This is a genomic window from Streptococcus sp. IsoGale021 (assembly GCF_031142795.1).
Classification (GTDB): domain Bacteria; phylum Bacillota; class Bacilli; order Lactobacillales; family Streptococcaceae; genus Streptococcus; species Streptococcus hominis.
The window spans coordinates 1-18402 of the sequence record NZ_JAKZJH010000016.1 but is presented as its reverse complement, the minus strand read 5'-3'; the positions used below and the strand labels follow the sequence as shown (position 1 = coordinate 18402).

Below are 18402 nucleotides of genomic sequence, written 5' to 3'. Positions count from 1 at the left end.
GTCAGGTTAAAATTGACATGGGCTTGGTTCTCATGGCCAATAACCTACTGAAATATAACAAGAAATTAACTAAAAACTAAAAGAGAGACTTACACCAAATGTGAATCTCTCTTTTATTAGCTGAGAAATCTTTTTGTCTCAGGCTCTTTTTCTTTTTGTTCAATATAATTGTAGCGGGGAGATGCCAGCGAATATTGAAATAGAGGTGGAACAATTTGCTTTTCTTTTTTATATTCAAATGTCGCTGGCTGATTTGTTATCAATTTCTTGAATCATATGTTACATTCTGGAGAGATCTGAAATTTTATAAATATTATGTTAGAAATTATTATATTTTAATAGTAATGTCACCCGTGGTGCTAGTTAAGTTCAAAATAGCTCAAATTATAAGTCAATAGGATTTGTTCAATCCTCAACTGTAGTCCAACTATTCCTCTGGCAAAGGTGTGTTCCATATCAAAGAGAGCACATAACTCAGAAAAGCGCGTTTCAATGGTTCGCCTCATAGCCAATAATCTCCAGTTGTTATGCTGGCTCGCGCTTCCCATATTCTGACGTAAGGGCGTCCATAAGTGATACCCTCTCTGTTTCAACCGATCTTTAAGAGTCTGGCTGAGATAACCTAAATCTGCTAAAATAACGGACTGTTGGCAGCCTTCCAATAAATCCTCCACCGCTTTGATATCATGAACAGAAGCTGATGTGACCACATAGTTCAGAATATAACCAGATAAGGTAACGAGCATGTGAACTTTGAAACCATAGAACCACTGGTGTTTAGACGCATTGTAGCTAATGTCTGCCAATCCTTCAAAAATACTTGCTCTATGGTTGCGAACAGACTGACAAAGCGGTAGGGGAAAACTATCTACGATGGCAATCGTATCGGGGGAGATTTGGTCATTCATCGCTGGTTGAATGAGTTGTAGTAACCAAATCAACTGTCTTGAGCGACGATTGAAGCGACTTCTTTCCAGCAGTCGGCCATAGGGAAATAGTTGGCAGATTCGGTGAAAATGACGTTGAGATTTGATTCCTAGTTCAGCTTGCAAGAGCAGTAAGACTAATAGAGATTCATCCGAAACTTTTGACAGGCTGACATTATGACGATGTTTCAATGTATCAGGGCAATAATCCCGATAAAGCTGATGACAAATTTTTGATAATTGCTTCATATTCCATTGTAAATGATGGGATTTAGCGGTATACTGTAAGTGGCTCATTTGGATAACCTCCTGTTTGTTTCGTCACTTATAGTATAGTCTTTTTGGGCTTTTTATGGTGTTTTGAGGTTAACTAGCACCACGGGTTAATGTTATTTTTTAATATTAGAGATTTGTACCAAGTTTGAATTAGAATGATATTTTTTGTTAAAGTAGCTATTCTGCATTTAGTTATTGGGGGATATTGGCAAATAGCTATAGAGAGTATTTATCAACGTGATAAAAAATAGATATGGATAAGAAATTTAATTTATGTTATGATATAAGTGTAATAAAGGAGAGAAAATGCAGAATAACTTACTGGTATTACAGTCAGATTTTGGTTTGGTAGATGGGGCTGTATCGGCAATGGTCGGTGTGGCCTTAGAGGAATCCCCAACGTTAAAAATACATCATTTGACTCATGATATTACGCCTTATAATATTTTTGAGGGAAGCTATCGTTTGTTTCAAACGGTGAATTATTGGCCGGAAGGGACAACGTTTGTCTCCGTTGTGGATCCAGGCGTTGGTTCGAAGCGGAAAAGCGTGGTTGCCAAAACTGTACAAAATCAGTATATTGTCACGCCAAATAACGGGACACTTTCTTTTATCAAGAAACATGTGGGAATTGCAGCGATTCGTGAGATTTCGGAAGTGGAAAATCGACGAAAGAATACGGAACATTCTTATACGTTTCATGGTCGTGATGTTTATGCTTATACTGGTGCGAAGTTAGCAAGCGGACACATTACTTTTGAAGAAGTGGGCCCAGAATTAAGTATAGATGAAATTGTAGAAATTCCTGTTGTGGAAACGACAATTGGGAATGATTTTGTTAGTGGGGCTATTGATATTTTAGATGTTCGTTTTGGTTCGCTATGGACGTCTATTACACGTGAGGAATTTTATACTCTCAGTCCTGAATTTGGTGATCGGTTTGAGGTCACGATTTACAATAACGATATGCTGGTCTATCAGAATCAGGTGACTTATGGGAAGTCGTTTGCGGATGTACGGATTGGTCAGCCGATTTTGTATATCAATTCTCTTTATCGTGTTGGTCTGGCGATCAATCAGGGGTCTTTTGCGAAGGCCTATAATGTAGGAGTCGGAGCGCAATGGAGTATTGAAATCAAGCGGATTGAAAAATAAATAATAAAGGAGATTATTATGAAAAATAATTCAATAAGAAGTGTTGTCGCAACGGGGATTGGAGCAGCTCTCTTCGTCGTTATTGGAATGATTAGCATTCCAACTCCTGTGCCAAATACCAGCATTCAATTGCAGTATGCTTTGCAGGCCTTGTTTAGCGTGATTTTTGGTCCGGTTGTTGGATTTTTAACGGGTTTCATCGGGCATGCCTTAAAGGACTCTTTGCAATATGGAAATCCTTGGTGGTCATGGGTGATTGCCAGCGGTTTGTTTGGCTTGATTGTTGGACTGTTTCGGAAAAGACTCCGTGTTACGCAAGGTATTTTTGAAGCAAAAGATATTATATCGTTCAATGTAATTCAACTGTTGGCCAATGCTGTGGTGTGGATTGTCATTGCGCCACTAGGTGATATTTTGATTTACAATGAGCCTGCAAACAAGGTGTTTGTACAGGGCGTTGTTGCAACGATTTCTAATGGTTTGACGGTTGCTATTGCAGGAACAGTGCTTTTGCTAGCTTATGCCCGCACGCAAACCAAATCAGGAAGTTTGAAAAAAGATTAGTGACAGGAAGCGGGAGTGAGACGGAGCGAAGGTTTGAAAATGTTTTTTCCTATTCTCACCACTGCGTCTTATAATTCTGATGACTATATAAACAAAGGAGCTGAGCATTTTTGCCTCAGTTTCTTACTTTATAATGGCAAAATGCCCTATGATGGAGCTTTTCATTTGCTTTTAGGCTTAAGAAAGCACCTAATACGGAAAATATTGTCTGGGTAAGCTGTCAGAGGTTCAGACGGAGTAAACTGGTATTGCTTCATGTCATCCGAGGCTCGGACGGAACAAACTAGTTTTAGTTCATGTCATCCGAGGTTCGGACAGAGCAAACTGATTTTGGTTCATGTCATCCGAGGCTCGGACGGAGCAAATTGATTTTGGTTCATGTCGTTCGAGGCTCAGACAGAAGAAACGAGTTCTTGTTTGTCCCGTCGACCGAGTCGATACTTTTAATGAGTTTTAGTTTGCTTCGTTGACTGGGTCGATAGTCTCAACGAGTTTTGGTTTGCTTCGTCGATCGAGTCGAGCATTTTAACCATTGTCGCACTTTCTCATTAACCGTGTAGGGTTTGGCAGGAAGCTGAACGCTTCTTGTTTGGTCAGATTTTTTTCACGTTCAAGGTTTAATTTTGCGGCAGTGTTAGCGGACTTCAAAATTGATTTTCATCTTATTTTCTTTTATGCTACAATAGAATGAGTAAGTACAAGAGGAGAAGTGGATGATTTTAGAGGAATTTGATGAAAACCGTCAGGCGATTATCAATCCAGAAGATTTGGTTGAGGCGTTGCCGAATTTTCCAGAAACAGTAGTATCTTGCTTTGCCCGTGAGACCTTTAAGCGCATGCTGGCTGATTTTCAGCATGAGTTGCTAGCTTCTACTTCTATGGCAAATATTGAGATTCCTATTTACAAGGTTTTTGTGGAAGAAAGAGAAATAGCTCTGTTTAATGCACCAGTCGGGGCATCTGCCTGTGTGGCGATTTTGGAAGATTTGATTGCCTTTGGAATGAAGAAGCTGGTTCTTTTTGGGACTTGTGGGGTTTTGAATGAAGATATTAAGGAAACATCTATTATCGTGCCCCATACTGCGATTCGTGATGAAGGGACCAGTTATCATTACCTGCCGGCTTCTGATGAGATAGAAGTAAATGTTGGCTTGCGGGATTTTCTGCTTTCTTTTTTAACGAAAAACAAGATTTCCCATTCGACTGGGAAAGTTTGGACGACAGATGGTATTTATCGGGAAACAGCTGCGAAACTCCGTAAGCGGAAAGAAATGGGTGCTGTTTGTGTAGATATGGAATGTTCAGCAGTTGCAGCTTTGGCAGCTTTTCGTGAGATTTCCGTTTGCCATTTCTTTTATGCGGCGGATCGCTTGTCAGAAGAAGCCTGGGATATGCGCAATTTAGCCAATCATGCGGACCTAGACGAAAAAGACAAAGTGGCTAACTTGGCGATTCAGCTCGCCCTTGCTTTATAGAGAAGATGCTATGAAAAAACCAATTATTCAATTCGAAAACTTTAGTTTTCAGTATCAAGCACAGACAGAACCAACCTTGAAAAATGTTGATTTGACGATTTATGAGGGAGAAAAGGTCTTAATAGTCGGTCCTTCTGGTTCGGGGAAGTCCACTCTTGGGCAATGCTTAAATGGCATTATTCCAACTATTTATCATGGAGAAATGACTGGGAATCTGTGGATTCAAGGTAAGTCTGCGTTTGGCAGCAGCATTTATGACTTGTCCAATCTTGTCAGTACCGTCTTGCAAGACACAGACGGTCAATTTATCGGGCTGAGTGTCGCGGAAGATCTGGCTTTTGCTTTGGAAAATGATATGATGGATTTGCCGACGATGAAAGACAAGGTGCATTTGTGGGCGGAGAAATTGGATTTGTTATCGCTGTTACACCAGCGCCCCCAAGACTTATCTGGCGGGCAGAAGCAGCGGGTCAGTTTGGCTGGGGTGCTGATTGATGAAAGTCCGATTTTGCTCTTTGATGAGCCTTTGGCAAACTTAGATCCGAAGTCGGGACAGGATACGATTGAGCTGATTGATCAGATCCATGCGGAAGCAGGAACGACAACGATTGTTATCGAGCACCGTCTGGAAGATGTACTGTATCGGTCTATTGATCGGATTGTCCTCATCAATGACGGACAAATTCTCTTTAACGGCAGTCCTGATGACCTGCTGCATACGCAGTTATTAACCGAAAATGGGATTCGAGAGCCGCTTTATCTGACTACCTTGCGTCAGCTTGGTTTTCAGCTGGAAAATTCTGCACAGTTGGCAAATTTAGCTCAGATAGATGTCTCCGCTGTTCAGTTTTTGGGTAAAAAAGTCTCTATTCAAAAACCACAGGCCCAGGATGATTTGCTGAAGTTGAAAAATGTCCACTTTGCATACGGTGAGAAAAAGGTTTTACAAGATATTGATTTTACAATTTTTAAAGGCGAAAAAATTGCTATTGTCGGGAAAAACGGTGCGGGAAAATCCACGTTAGCCAAAGCGCTCTGCCAGTTTATCGCAACAGATGGAAGCTATACTTGGCAGGGAAGAGACATCAAAGGCGATTCCATTAAGGAGCGGGCAGAACGGATTGGTTACGTTTTGCAAAATCCAAATCAGATGATTTCCACGACCATGATTTTTGATGAGGTTGCCTTGGGCTTGAAGCTGCGTGGGATTGCAGAAGATGAGATAAAAGAGCGTGTATTGGCTGTGCTGAAAACCTGTGGTTTATATGAATTTCGGCATTGGCCCATTTCTGCTCTGTCTTTTGGGCAAAAGAAGCGGGTGACCATTGCTTCGATTTTAGTGTTAAATCCAGAGATTATCCTTTTAGATGAGCCAACGGCTGGCCAAGATCAGCGCAATTACACAGAAATCATGAATTTCTTAGATGAGTTGAACCAAAAAGGGCATACGATTATCATGATTACACATGATATGCAGCTGATGTTGGATTATTCTGACCGAGCGGTTGTGATGTTGGATGGTAAGATTCTGGCGGACAAATTACCGGCTGAAGTTTTGACAGATAAGACTTTGATTCATGCGGCGAATCTTAAGGAAACGTCTATCTTTTCCTTGGCTGAGAAATTAAACGTTGATCCACTCGCTTTAACAGAATTTTATATGCAAGAAAGGGAGGAAAGCCATGCTTAATCAGCAAAAACTTATTGGTTACCATGCGGGAACGACCTTTTTGCATCGCCTATCCGGAGCGAGTAAGTTACTGTTTTTCATTTTGGTATCAACTGCAGCGATGATTAGTTACGATACTCGCTTGCTGTTGGTCATTGCGATTGGCTCACTCTTTCTTTTTAGAGTTTCGAACATTCATTTTAAAGATGTATCGTTTGTTTTGGATTTTGCAGGTATTTTTGCCGCTTTGAATCTTATCATGGTTTATCTGTTTGCTCCTCAGTACGGAGTGGAGATTTATGGCCAACAGACGGTCTGGTTCAGCGGATTAGGCAGTTATACCGTAACTGCGCAGGAAATCTTTTATCTGTTTAATCTGTTCTTGAAATATCTCTGTACCATTCCTTTGGCGGTTATTTTTCTGATGACCACTCATCCCAGTCAGTTTGCATCCAGTATGAATCAAATCGGAATTCCTTATAAAATTGCCTATTCTGTCAGTTTGACGCTGCGCTATATTCCTGACCTGCAGGAGGAATTTTACCTGATTAGAATGTCGCAAGAAGCGCGTGGACTGGAATTGTCCAAAAAAGCAAAATTAAGCCAGCGCATCAAAGGGAACCTGCAAATCATTATTCCATTGATTTTTAGCTCACTGGAGCGGATTGATACGATTGCAACAGCCATGGAATTGCGGCGTTTTGGTAAAAATAAAAAGCGGACTTGGTACACTTATCAGGCTTTTCAGAGGTTGGATATTGAAGTGATTTTGCTGGCTATTTTATTTTTACTGCTGAGCTTCCTACTCTTTTTTGTCAATCACGGTCGCTTTTACAATCCTTGGTTATAAATGAGAATTGAAATGTACATAGGAGGAAGAAAATGATTGCATTGGTAACAGGAGCTTCAGCTGGTTTTGGTCAAGCTATTTGTCGTCGATTGGTGGCAGAAGGTCACCGAGTGATTGGAGCAGCGAGAAGACTAGAAAAGTTGACGCAACTTCAAGAGGAGTTAGGTCTTGAAAATTTTTATCCGCTTCAAATGGATGTGTCGGATACAAAAAGCGTGGATCAAGCCTTAGAAAGTTTGCCAGAGGATTGGCGACCGATTGATATTTTGGTCAACAATGCAGGTCTGGCATTGGGCTTAGACAAGGCTTATGAAGCAGATATGCAAGATTGGCTGACGATGATTCAGACCAATATTATTGGTTTGGTTTATCTAACACGTCAGATCCTACCGCAAATGGTAGAGCGAGATAGCGGATTGATTATCAATCTAGGTTCGACTGCTGGAACGGTTCCTTATCCAGGTGCCAACGTCTATGGAGCTAGTAAAGCATTCGTGAAGCAATTTTCTTTGAATTTACGTGCTGATTTGGCAGGACATCATATTCGTGTTACTAACATTGAACCCGGCCTTTGTGAGGGAACAGAATTTTCAAATGTCCGATTTAAAGGGGACGATCAACGAGCTGAAAAATTGTATGAAGGAGCTCGTGCTATTCAGCCAGTTGATATTGCCAATACTGTTGCTTGGATTGTTGGACAGCCTCCTCATGTCAATATCAACCGGATTGAAATCATGCCTGTTTCACAAACGTTTGGAGCGCAGCCTGTTTTTCGAGAAGAATAGATGAGATAGAATGGGGAGAGTATGACAGAAATAAACCTTTTGTTTTCAATTGATGATCGCTATGTCGAGCAATTTAAAACAACCTTGTATTCAGTTTATTTGAATACACCGTCAACTTTGCTGCATGTATTTGTCTTGCAAAAACAATTGTTAGAAAAGAATGCGGAGATTGAGGATTTTTGTGCAGCATTAGGAATCATCTATGAGCCGGTTGTGATTGGTGAAAAAGCTTTTGAAGATGCTCCAAGTACTGATCGGTATCCAGAAACAATCTACTATCGCTTGCTGGCACATGAATACCTTCCTCAAGATTTGGATCGGATTCTTTATTTGGATGCAGATATTTTATGTTTGAACGACATTTGTCCTCTTTATGAAATGGAGTTGGGAGCTTCTTTGTATGCTGCGGCTAGTCATGGATCAGATGACAATATGACAGATTTAGTCAATAAGCTGCGCTTACAAAATTTTGAGGCAGAAAGTTATTATAATTCAGGCGTTTTGCTTATGAATTTGACCGCCATTCGAAAAGAAGTGAAACGAGAAAAGATTTTAGAATACATTGCTCAAAATAGTTTTAAACTCTTTTTACCGGATCAAGATGTGCTAAATGCCTTGTATGGGCATTTGACAATTCTAATTCCAGATGAATTGTATAATTATGATGCACGCTACAATGTGCTGTATTATGCTCGGAGTAAAGGAGAGTGGGACTTGGATTGGATGATTGAGAATACCGTTTTTCTTCACTTTTGCGGTCGAGATAAGCCTTGGCTGAAAGAATACCACGGACGCTATGCCGCGCTTTACAAGCATTACCAACATCGCAGCCGAAAAGTTGGCAGATAAAAACGAAACCAACCAATTAAAATGGTTGGTTTTTCTTTTTATAACGGCCGTTTATTAGGAATTCCTGCTTTGCGTGGGTATTTATTGGGAGTTTCTTTTTTCTTGCCAACAACCGTGATATACCGCGGGTCGCCGTTGGGAAGTTGATAGCTGCTGTTTTCTTCGACTTTGCTAAATAGGAGTCTGAGAGCGTTATTAGCTTCCATTAATTCCTCAGGAGCATTGCTAGCTTTGAGCGCTAAAAGACGCCCGCCAACTTTAAGAAAGGGAATGGTCAGCTCGGCTAAGATCTGCATACGAGCAACAGCGCGTGCAGTGACAATATCAAACTGGGCGCGGAAGTCTTTATCTTGAGCAAAATCTTCTGCCCGACCATGATAAAAATGAACGTTTTCCAAACCTAACTCGTCAGCCAAGTGATTTAAAAATAGAATACGCTTGTTTAGAGAATCAATAATCGTCACATCTAACGCTGGATAGAGGATTTTCATCGGAAGACTCGGAAAACCTGCTCCAGCTCCAATGTCCAGCAGTTTAATGCCTTTATTGTCAATCAATCCCTGTAAAATTGGTGCAATGGAATCATAAAAATGCTTGAGATAAACTTCCTTTTTGTCAGTAATAGCTGTCAGGTTGATTTTTTCATTCCATTCAACGAGCAGTTCAAAATAGCGTTCAAATTGCATTTTTTGTCGGTCTGTGAGTTCAATCTGGTGTTGTTTTAAGAGTTCATAAAATTCTTCGGGTGTCATCATTTGTCCTTACTTGTATCTTCTTGTTTCTATTATACCAGATAATCAGAAGAGAATCTTCAAAATTTCTCTTTTGAAGAAGTCTAAATTTTTATTCTTTTCATTTTTCTGGTATAATGTCTATAATAAATTTAAAGGAGAATGATTATGTGGATGATTATTTTAGCCATTGTTGTGGTACTGATATTGTTTGTGATTGCTAGTTACAACGGTCTAGTGAAAAGTCGGATGCAAACCAAAGAAGCCTGGAGTCAAATTGATGTTCAGTTAAAACGTCGAAATGATTTGCTGCCAAATTTGATTGAAACGGTCAAAGGGTATGCTAAATATGAAGCATCAACGCTTAAAAAGGTAACAGAGCTTCGTCGTCAAGTGGCAGCTGCTACAACGCCAGCAGAAGCTATGAAAGCAAGTGATGCCTTGACGCGTCAGATTTCTGGTATTTTTGCAGTTGCAGAAAATTACCCAGAGTTAAAAGCAAGTGCCAACTTTGTAAAATTGCAAGAAGAATTGACCAATACTGAAAATAAAATTTCGTATTCTCGTCAACTTTATAATAGTGTGACAAGCAATTACAATGTTAAGTTAGAAACATTTCCAAGTAATATTATTGCCGGAATGTTTAGCTTTAAGCCGGCAGATTTTTTAGCTGTCCCAGAAGAAGAAAAATCTGTACCAAAAGTTGATTTTAGCGGTCTAGGTGACTAATATGCTCTTTGATCAAATTGCTAGTAATAAAAGACGAACGTGGGTTCTCTTAATTGCTTTTTTTGCTCTGTTAGCGATTATTGGTGCTGCGGTAGGGTATTTATGGTTAGATTCAACTCTCGGTGGTGTGATAATTGCCTTTATCATTGGCGGCATTTATGCTTTTAGCATGATTTTTCAGTCTACTGAGGTTGTCATGTCTATGAACGGTGCTCGACAAGTCACTGAGGCTGAAGCTCCTGATTTGTACCATGTGGTAGAAGATATGGCGATGGTAGCGCAAGTTCCGATGCCACGGGTATATATTGTAGAGGATTCATCGCCTAATGCCTTTGCGACGGGCTCAAAGCCTGAAAATGCAGCAGTTGCCGCAACGACAGGGCTGTTAAATCTAATGAACCGTGAAGAGTTAGAAGCGGTCATCGGGCATGAAGTGAGCCATATCCGTAATTATGATATTCGGATTTCAACAATTGCGGTAGCACTTGCTAGTGCAGTGACCATGCTATCCAGCCTAGCTGGGCGTATGATGTGGTTTGGTGGCGGTGGTCGCAGGCGTGATAGTCGAGATAATGACAACGGTTTAGGGATTTTGATGCTGATTCTGTCGCTTATTGCGATTATCTTGGCTCCTTTAGCAGCTACTTTAGTTCAGTTGGCGATTTCTCGTCAACGTGAATTTTTGGCAGATGCTTCAAGTGTAGAATTAACCCGCAATCCACAAGGGATGATTAATGCTCTCTTGAAATTGGAAAATAGCGAACCGATGCACCATAAAGTAGATGACGCTAGTGCAGCTCTCTATATCAATGATCCGAAAAAAGAAGGTGGACTTCAAAAGTTATTTTATACTCATCCGCCGATTTCAGAGCGAGTAGAGCGCTTAAGAAAAATGTAAAAAGGTTGAGATAGACTATATGGTTGTGCAGCAATCATGACTGTCTGTCCTAATCTTTTTTTGTATTTCACCATATAAATTTTAGTTACGATAGCCTTATCTATGTTGTTTTTGGAATGAGAGTAAGAGAGATAGCACGCCACAGATTGTAAACACAATCCAAGTAACTTTCATATTCCAAATAGCGAGACTGGTAAAGATCATTGTTCCAAATGGGACAGAAAAACTAAATAGCAAACTCAGAAAGTTAGAAGTCTGTGCTAAGATATCTGATGGAAGTTTGCTGAGGAGCATGCTGTTGATTTTTGGATTGACTTTTCCGGAAAGATACATGATAAAGAAAACAGCAAAAATAGTAAGGAAAACAGGTAGCTGGAGAAGATTTATGAAGCCAATTAGAGCAATGGTTAAAGTAGCCCAAAAAGCAATTTTATTGACGGAAAGTTTGCTAAAATAATCATTGGGAGTCAGGCTGGCAGAGATAACTCCTAAAATAATCGTTGTTTCAAAAATGAGAAGAGATTGGCTGAAAGGGAGTCCAAATAAAGGATGATCCAATAAATAAAGATTGTAAATGGCCATAATAGAGCCGCCGAGTGCATTGAGTATTAGTATCTGAAAGAGTAAAGTCAAAAAATGGCTGTCTCCGTTTTGTTCAAAAATTAGTTTGGAGCTGTGATACATTTCTAGGAATTGTTGTTTGAGAGGAAGAGGATTTTCATTTTCTTTGACTGGGTCATGGGTGAGTTTATGACGAACAAAATAAAGAGTAGTGGAAGAAAGTAGGAAAGCTAAGGCATTGATGAAGGCGACCAACGCAAATTGTTGGTTGCTGACAGCAAGAAGCCAAACTCCTAATGCTTGTCCGGCAAGATTGCAGAGATAAGCAATTAGTTGCATAAAGGAGAAAGCTGGCATCATCTCTTCCTCTGCTAGATTCTTTTTCAAAATAGGCATTTGCAGACCACTACGATAATCACTCATCATATCTGATACGATATTTAGCAAACAAACGACAGAAAAAGCTAGATAAGAAGTTGAGCGAGTTAGAAATGCCACAAAGACAAATAACATGGCTTGGAGATAGCCCATGTGAATGAGCCAACGAGCTTTATGGGCTGTTTGATCAGCTTTCATTCCCACAAAGATAGTGAAAAATACTGGAACGAGAACGATAAAATTAGCAATTCCAACAGCAAATTTAGGATTTGGTAAACTGGATGCAAAGACTACAAAAACAATATTATAAATGGAAGAGCCCAAAATATTGAATATGCGTGACAGACTAATAAAAGCAAATACTTTATTTCTCAAAATAAGTTTCATGATAACCTCCTATGTGTGTTGCATTGATTATAACAAGCAAAAAAGTAAATTCAATAGTCTTTTCGCAAGTGGGAATAAAGTTTAAGTAAGTGAACGATATGGAAAAGTAACTTGCAAGTTAACTTTATGTCTTTTTTCAAAAATGGTATAATAAAACTAGAAATCTAAATACAAATGAGGAAATGATGTTATATATTCAAGAAATTCGTAAAAATCCAGATGGTCTTGCTTTTGAGCAAGGACTTGATTTGACGCAAGAATTGCAAGTGCGCAATCCAGAAATTTTAAATGTCCAAGACATTTTTGTAAGTGGAAATGTGCAATATGAGGACGGTCTTTACTTTTTAGATTATGATTTGTCTTATACCATTACGTTGGCGTCAAGTCGCAGCATGGAGCCGGTAGAGCAAAAAGAGAGCTACTTAGTGAATGAAGTTTTTGCCGATGCGCATAGTGGAAAAGTAGATCAGGATTTGATAGCGGATGATTTGGTGTTGCCGATTGAAAATGAAGAAATCAATCTAACTGAAAGTGTGGCAGATAATATTTTATTGCATATCCCTCTTAAAGTGCTGACAGCCGAGGAGAAAGCGAGTGATAGCATGCCTTCTGGAAATGATTGGCAGGTAATGACTGAAGAAGAATATCAGCAAAGTAAGCAAGAGCAAAAAGAGAAAAACAGTCCTTTTGCTAGCCTGCAAGGTCTATTTGATGAGGAGTGAAGCCATCTTCAACGTTGGCTTTTAATAACAAATCCTTTATTTTCACGCTTAAAAATGATAAAATAAAACAAACTAAAAAGAGGAGTACAAAATGACAAAAGCGAATTTTGGTGTTGTTGGTATGGCCGTCATGGGTCGTAACCTTGCCCTTAATATTGAATCTCGTGGCTATACAGTAGCAATTTACAACCGTTCAGCGAATAAAACAGAAGATGTGATTGCATCTCACCCTGAAAAGAACTTTGTTCCAAGTTATGATGTGGAAAGTTTTGTAAATTCTATCGAAAAACCACGTCGGATCATGCTCATGGTCAAAGCTGGATCAGGAACTGATGCAACGATTCAGGCACTTTTACCTTTCCTTGATAAGGGAGATATCTTGATCGACGGTGGAAATACTTTCTATAAAGACACCATTCGTCGTTCAGAAGAATTGGCAAATTCAGGAATCAATTTTATCGGGACAGGAGTATCTGGTGGTGAAAAAGGTGCGCTTGAAGGACCGTCTATTATGCCTGGTGGGCAAAAAGAAGCCTATGAATTAGTAGCAGACGTGTTGGAAGAAATTTCAGCCAAAGCACCAGAAGACGGTGCGCCATGTGTGACTTACATCGGTCCAAACGGTGCAGGTCATTATGTAAAAATGGTTCACAATGGGATTGAATATGGCGATATGCAATTGATTGCAGAAAGCTATGATTTAATGCAACACTTGCTTGGATTTTCAGCAGCAGAAATGGCTGACATCTTTACAGAATGGAATAAAGGTGAGTTGGATAGCTATCTGATTGAAATCACTGCTGATATTTTGACTCGTAAAGATGATGAAGGTCAAGATGGGCCGATTGTCGATTACATTTTGGATGCGGCTGGAAATAAAGGAACTGGTAAGTGGACGAGTCAATCAGCTCTTGACTTTGGTGTGCCGCTTCCGCTCATTACAGAGTCTGTCTTTGCGCGCTATATTTCTGCTTATAAAGATGAACGTGTGGCTGCAAGCAAGGTTCTTCCAAAACCAGCTGCATTTAAATTTGAAGGAGACAAGGCTGAATTGATTGAAAAAATTCGTCAAGCCCTCTACTTCTCAAAAATTATGTCTTATGCTCAAGGTTTCTCACAATTGCGTGTAGCTTCTAAAGAGCATGATTGGAATCTTCCATTTGGTGAAATTGCTTCTATCTGGCGTGCTGGTTGTATCATTCGTGCTCGTTTCTTGCAAAAAATTACAGATGCATACGGACGTAATCCAGATCTTGCAAACTTATTGCTTGACGAATACTTTATGGACGTCACTGCCAAATACCAACAAGCTGTTCGTGATGTAGTAGCTTTGGCTGTTCAAGCAGGTGTGCCGGTACCAACGTTCTCTAGTGCAATTGCTTACTTTGATAGCTATCGTGCAGAAAACTTGCCAGCCAATTTAATTCAAGCGCAACGCGATTACTTTGGTGCGCATACGTATGAACGCAAGGATAAAGAAGGAATTTACCACTATTCTTGGTATGATGAAAAATAGGATAGGCTATGGGGAAGCGGATTTTATTAGTTGAGAAAGAAAAAAAGTTAGCACAATTTATTGGCTTAGAACTACAAAAAGAAGGTTATCGAGTTGATCTTTTTGAAACAGGAAAAGATGCTTTAGCGTCTGCGCGAGCGAATCAATACGATTTATTCCTGTTGAATTTTATGCTTGACGATATGACAGGAACAGAATTTGCTGCACAATTAAGTGTGATAAAGCCTGCTTCGGTCATCATTGTATTGGATAATCGTGATAATATTCTTCAATATACTGAGGAAATCCAACGCTTTGCTGTTGCTTACATGGTAGAACCATTCATTGTGACGGACTTAGTTGAAAAAATTTCTGCCATTTTTCGTGGACGTGATTTTATTGATCAGCATTGTAGTCAGATGAAAGTTCCAACATCTTATCGGAATCTTCGGATTGATGTGCAAAATCATACAGTTTATCGAGGTGAAGAAGTGATTGCTTTGACTCGACGAGAATATGATTTATTAGCAACATTGATGGGAAGCCATCAAGCTTTAAGCCGTGAACAGCTGTTAGAGCGCGTGTGGAAATATGAAGGAGCTGTTGAAACAAATGTTGTTGATGTTTATATTCGCTATCTTCGTAGTAAAATTGATATAGTGGGGCAAAAAAGTTATATAAAAACCGTGCGTGGTGTTGGTTATGCTATGCAAGAATAACTCTGAGGTGCAGGAAATATCGTTTTTCTGCACTTTTCTAATGGGCGTATTTCACTAGTCTATTACAATTTGCAAGCAAGAAATAGGAAAAATTTTTAAAATATTATATAAAAACGCTTTACAAAATAAAAATATATGATATAATTAAAGGGTCAAATAAATGCAAACGTTTTCGTAAAACGTTTGTGGAATTTTTATAAGGAGATATGAATGATGAAAGAGACATTCAAAAACATATTCAGTTTCGAATTTTGGCAAAAATTCGGAAAAGCTCTGATGGTCGTTATCGCAGTAATGCCTGCGGCTGGTTTGATGATCAGTATTGGTAAGTCCATTCCAATGATCAATCCAAATGTAGCTGCTCTTGTTACAACAGGTGGCGTGCTAGAACAAATTGGTTGGGGTGTTATCGGTAACCTTCACATTCTATTTGCACTTGCTATTGGAGGTAGCTGGGCAAAAGAACGTGCTGGCGGCGCTTTTGCAGCCGGACTTTCATTTATTTTAATTAACCGTATTACAGGGGTCTTTTTTGGAGTAACTTCAGACCTTCTTACAAAACAAGGAGCTACTGTAAAAACTGTCTTTGGTGGAACCATTAAGGTGGCTGATTATTTTGTAAGTGTACTTGAAGCTCCTGCCCTTAATATGGGGGTGTTTGTTGGTATCATTGCCGGTTTTGTTGGAGCAACTGCTTACAACAAATATTATAATTACCGTAAATTACCAGATGCGCTTTCATTCTTTAATGGTAAACGGTTTGTGCCATTCGTTGTTATTTTGCGTTCTACAATTGTGGCTTTGATTCTTGCAGTATTTTGGCCAGTTGTTCAAACTGGAATCAACAATTTTGGTATTTGGATTGCTAACTCTCAAAAGACAGCTCCAATTCTCGCACCATTCTTGTTTGGTACTTTAGAACGTCTTCTTTTACCATTTGGACTTCACCATATGTTGACAATTCCAATCAACTATACTCAATTAGGTGGGACATATGAAGTGTTGACAGGGGCTGCTAAAGGAACGACTGTATTTGGTCAAGATCCATTATGGTTGGCTTGGGTAACAGACCTTGTTAATTTAAAAGGTTCACACGCTGATCAATATCAACATCTTCTAAATAGTATTACTCCAGCTCGTTTTAAAGTTGGGCAAATGATTGGTTCATTTGGTATTTTGATGGGGGTTGCCTTTGCAATTTATCGAAATGTAGATGATGATAAGAAACATAAATACAAAGGGATGATGATTGCAACAGGACTTGCAACTTTCTTAACAGGTGTTACAGAACCAATTGAATACATGTTTATGTTTGTTGCAACACCTCTTTATTTGGTGTATGCAGTTGTGCAAGGGTTAGCCTTTGCAATGGCTGACGTTGTTCACTTGCGTGTTCACTCATTTGGTTCGATCGAATTCTTAACTCGTACCCCACTTGCAATCAACGCTGGTTTGGGTATGGATATTGTGAACTTTATTTGGGTAACAATTCTCTTTGCAGTGATCATGTACTTCATTGCAAACTTCATGATTAAGAAATTTAACTACGCAACTCCAGGACGTAATGGTAACTATGAAACAGCTGATGGAGAAGATAGTGATTCATCTGCTCAAGCTGGTGGCAAAGTAGCTGAAGCTTCTCAAGCAGTAAATATTATCAACCTTCTTGGCGGACGCGCAAATATCGTTGATGTAGATGCCTGTATGACACGTCTCCGTGTGACTGTCAAAGATGGTGAAAAAGTTGGTACAGAAGAACAATGGAAAGCTGAAGGAGCAATGGGCTTGGTGATGAAAGGCCAAGGTGTTCAAGCGATTTATGGTCCGAAAGCGGACGTTCTGAAATCTGATATTCAAGACTTACTTGACTCAGGTGAAGTGATTCCAGAAACTCTTCCGAGTCAAATGACAGCTTCACAAGCTGCGGAAGTGAGCTACAAAGGTGTAACAGAAGAAGTTGAAACGGTTGCTGACGGTGAAGTCATTGCTATCTCTGATGTGAAAGATCCTGTCTTCTCACAAAAAATGATGGGTGACGGATTTGCAGTTGAACCCGAAAATGGCAATATCTACTCACCAGTAGCAGGTACTGTTACAAGCATTTTCCCTACAAAACACGCTCTTGGTCTCTTGACTGATAATGGTCTTGAAGTGCTTGTTCATATCGGACTTGATACAGTCAGTCTTGAAGGTAAACCATTTGAAGTACATGTTGCAGAAGGACAAAAAGTTGCAGCAGGTGATCTTCTTGTGACAGCTGATTTAGAAGCTATCAAAGCGGCAGGTCGTGAAACTTCAACAGTTGTTGTCTTCACAAATGCACAAGCTATTAAATCTGTAACGGTTGAAACATTCGGCAAAGTAGCAGTGAAAACGGTTGTTGCTAAAGTAGAATTGTAAATAGAAAAGAGAAATCATGGCAAAATTCCTGACTTTAAATACTCATAGTTGGATGGAAGATGAGCAAGAAAAAAAGCTAGATCAACTAGCTGAGCGGATTCTTCAAGAAAAATATGATGTCATTTGCCTGCAGGAAGTCAATCAAGAAATGGAGTCTGAACAGGTTGTTCAGGCTCCATTTTATCATGCGGTAGATGGCGCCATTGCGATTCATAAAGACCACTTTGCACATTGTCTTGTGGAGAGATTGGTAGAGAAAGGTCTTATTTATCATTGGTCTTGGGCTTATAATCATATTGGTTTTGATCGGTTTCATGAGGGAGTTGCTATTTTATCCTTAAAACCGTTGAAACCAAGTGAGTTATTGGTTTCAGATGCCAACGATCCAACGGATTATCACACTAGAAAAGTACTTTTGGCGGAAACAGAAGTTGATGGACGGCTTGTAACGGTGGCTTCCTGTCATCTTTCCTGGTGGAATAAAGGCTTCCAAGAAGAGTGGGCACAGATAGAAGAAGAATTGTTACAATGCAACATGCCTTTGGTATTGATGGGAGATTTTAACAATCCTGTCGGTTATGAAGGCTATCAGCACATTCTAAGAAGTCCACTTGCTTTGCAAGATAGTCATGCTGTTGCTGACACAGTCGTTGGTACAGCAACGGTTGAAGGCGATATTGCTGGCTGGGCTGGAAATAAGGAAGCTCTAAAAATTGATTATATCTTTACAAGTAAAGATTTCAACATTGAAAAATCTGCTGTTGTTTTTGACGGCAAAGCAACACCTGTTGTTAGTGACCATTTTGGGTTAGAAGCAGAAGTTGCATTTTAAT

At 39.6% G+C, this 18402-nt stretch carries 17 protein-coding genes; 14 read left to right on the top strand and 3 right to left on the bottom strand.

The features are described from left to right. Positions 1-359: 359 nt before the first annotated feature. Positions 360-1223: an IS982 family transposase gene (locus RG565_RS08760; protein ID WP_247937507.1), complete on the bottom strand. Its 864-nt coding sequence runs from the start codon at positions 1221-1223 to the stop codon at positions 360-362. 285 nt (positions 1224-1508) lie between these two features. On the opposite strand from RG565_RS08760, the gene RG565_RS08755 reads away from it, so the two are divergent. The 7 genes from RG565_RS08755 (at position 1509) to RG565_RS08725 (ending at position 8549) form a co-directional block, all read left to right on the top strand. After that, entirely contained in the window at positions 1509-2357 is an 849-nt protein-coding gene (locus RG565_RS08755) for an S-adenosyl-l-methionine hydroxide adenosyltransferase family protein (RefSeq protein WP_247937508.1), read from the top strand. 15 nt (positions 2358-2372) lie between these two features. Next, the gene (locus RG565_RS08750; protein WP_326845448.1) at positions 2373-2921 is read left to right on the top strand and encodes an ECF-type riboflavin transporter substrate-binding protein; all 549 of its coding nucleotides are present in this window, start codon (positions 2373-2375) and stop codon (positions 2919-2921) included. A gap of 713 nt (positions 2922-3634) precedes the next feature. Beyond that, positions 3635-4396, top strand: coding sequence for a nucleoside phosphorylase (locus RG565_RS08745; protein ID WP_247937510.1), 762 nt, complete (start codon positions 3635-3637; stop codon positions 4394-4396). A gap of 10 nt (positions 4397-4406) precedes the next feature. After that, a complete protein-coding gene (locus RG565_RS08740) occupies positions 4407-6086 on the top strand; it encodes an ABC transporter ATP-binding protein (protein WP_247937511.1) in 1680 nt (559 codons plus the stop codon). Next, the gene (locus RG565_RS08735; protein WP_247937512.1) at positions 6079-6915 is read left to right on the top strand and encodes an energy-coupling factor transporter transmembrane protein EcfT; all 837 of its coding nucleotides are present in this window, start codon (positions 6079-6081) and stop codon (positions 6913-6915) included. Before RG565_RS08740 ends, RG565_RS08735 begins: the two co-directional genes overlap by 8 nt. Before the next feature lie 32 nt (positions 6916-6947). Further along, positions 6948-7700, top strand: a complete 753-nt coding sequence (locus tag RG565_RS08730; protein WP_247937513.1) for an SDR family oxidoreductase — start codon at positions 6948-6950, stop codon at positions 7698-7700. Positions 7701-7721: 21 nt separating this feature from the next. Continuing rightward, on the top strand, positions 7722-8549 hold the full coding sequence (locus RG565_RS08725; RefSeq protein WP_247937514.1) for a glycosyltransferase family 8 protein: 828 nt from the start codon (positions 7722-7724) through the stop codon (positions 8547-8549). Between the two features lie 38 nt (positions 8550-8587). Here RG565_RS08725 and rsmG read toward each other — a convergent pair whose 3' ends face one another. Continuing rightward, a complete protein-coding gene (gene rsmG, locus RG565_RS08720; protein ID WP_247937522.1) occupies positions 8588-9301 on the bottom strand; it encodes a 16S rRNA (guanine(527)-N(7))-methyltransferase RsmG in 714 nt (237 codons plus the stop codon). 147 nt (positions 9302-9448) lie between these two features. Here rsmG and RG565_RS08715 point away from each other — a divergent pair, with 147 nt between their 5' ends. Then, complete coding sequence (locus RG565_RS08715; protein WP_247937515.1) at positions 9449-10009, top strand: LemA family protein; 561 nt, start codon at positions 9449-9451, stop codon at positions 10007-10009. Position 10010: 1 nt separating this feature from the next. Continuing rightward, complete coding sequence (gene htpX / locus RG565_RS08710) at positions 10011-10907, top strand: zinc metalloprotease HtpX (protein WP_049513931.1); 897 nt, start codon at positions 10011-10013, stop codon at positions 10905-10907. A gap of 96 nt (positions 10908-11003) precedes the next feature. On the opposite strand, the gene RG565_RS08705 is transcribed toward htpX, so the two are convergent. Continuing rightward, complete coding sequence (locus tag RG565_RS08705; RefSeq protein ID WP_247937516.1) at positions 11004-12233, bottom strand: transporter; 1230 nt, start codon at positions 12231-12233, stop codon at positions 11004-11006. Between the two features lie 185 nt (positions 12234-12418). On the opposite strand from RG565_RS08705, the gene RG565_RS08700 reads away from it, so the two are divergent. The 5 genes from RG565_RS08700 to RG565_RS08680 all read left to right on the top strand — a co-directional run bounded on the left by RG565_RS08700 (position 12419) and on the right by RG565_RS08680 (position 18401). Further along, a complete protein-coding gene (locus RG565_RS08700; RefSeq protein WP_247937523.1) occupies positions 12419-12955 on the top strand; it encodes a DUF177 domain-containing protein in 537 nt (178 codons plus the stop codon). Between the two features lie 91 nt (positions 12956-13046). After that, entirely contained in the window at positions 13047-14471 is a 1425-nt protein-coding gene (gene gndA, locus RG565_RS08695) for an NADP-dependent phosphogluconate dehydrogenase (RefSeq protein WP_247937517.1), read from the top strand. 8 nt (positions 14472-14479) lie between these two features. Next, the gene (locus RG565_RS08690) at positions 14480-15169 is read left to right on the top strand and encodes a response regulator transcription factor (protein WP_247937518.1); all 690 of its coding nucleotides are present in this window, start codon (positions 14480-14482) and stop codon (positions 15167-15169) included. A 210-nt stretch (positions 15170-15379) separates the two neighbouring features. Further along, positions 15380-17569 (top strand): PTS transporter subunit IIBC, encoded by a 2190-nt coding sequence (locus RG565_RS08685; protein ID WP_247937519.1) that lies wholly within the window; start codon positions 15380-15382, stop codon positions 17567-17569. A 16-nt stretch (positions 17570-17585) separates the two neighbouring features. Then, complete coding sequence (locus tag RG565_RS08680; RefSeq protein WP_247937520.1) at positions 17586-18401, top strand: endonuclease/exonuclease/phosphatase family protein; 816 nt, start codon at positions 17586-17588, stop codon at positions 18399-18401. The last annotated feature ends 1 nt before the right edge of the window (position 18402 follow it).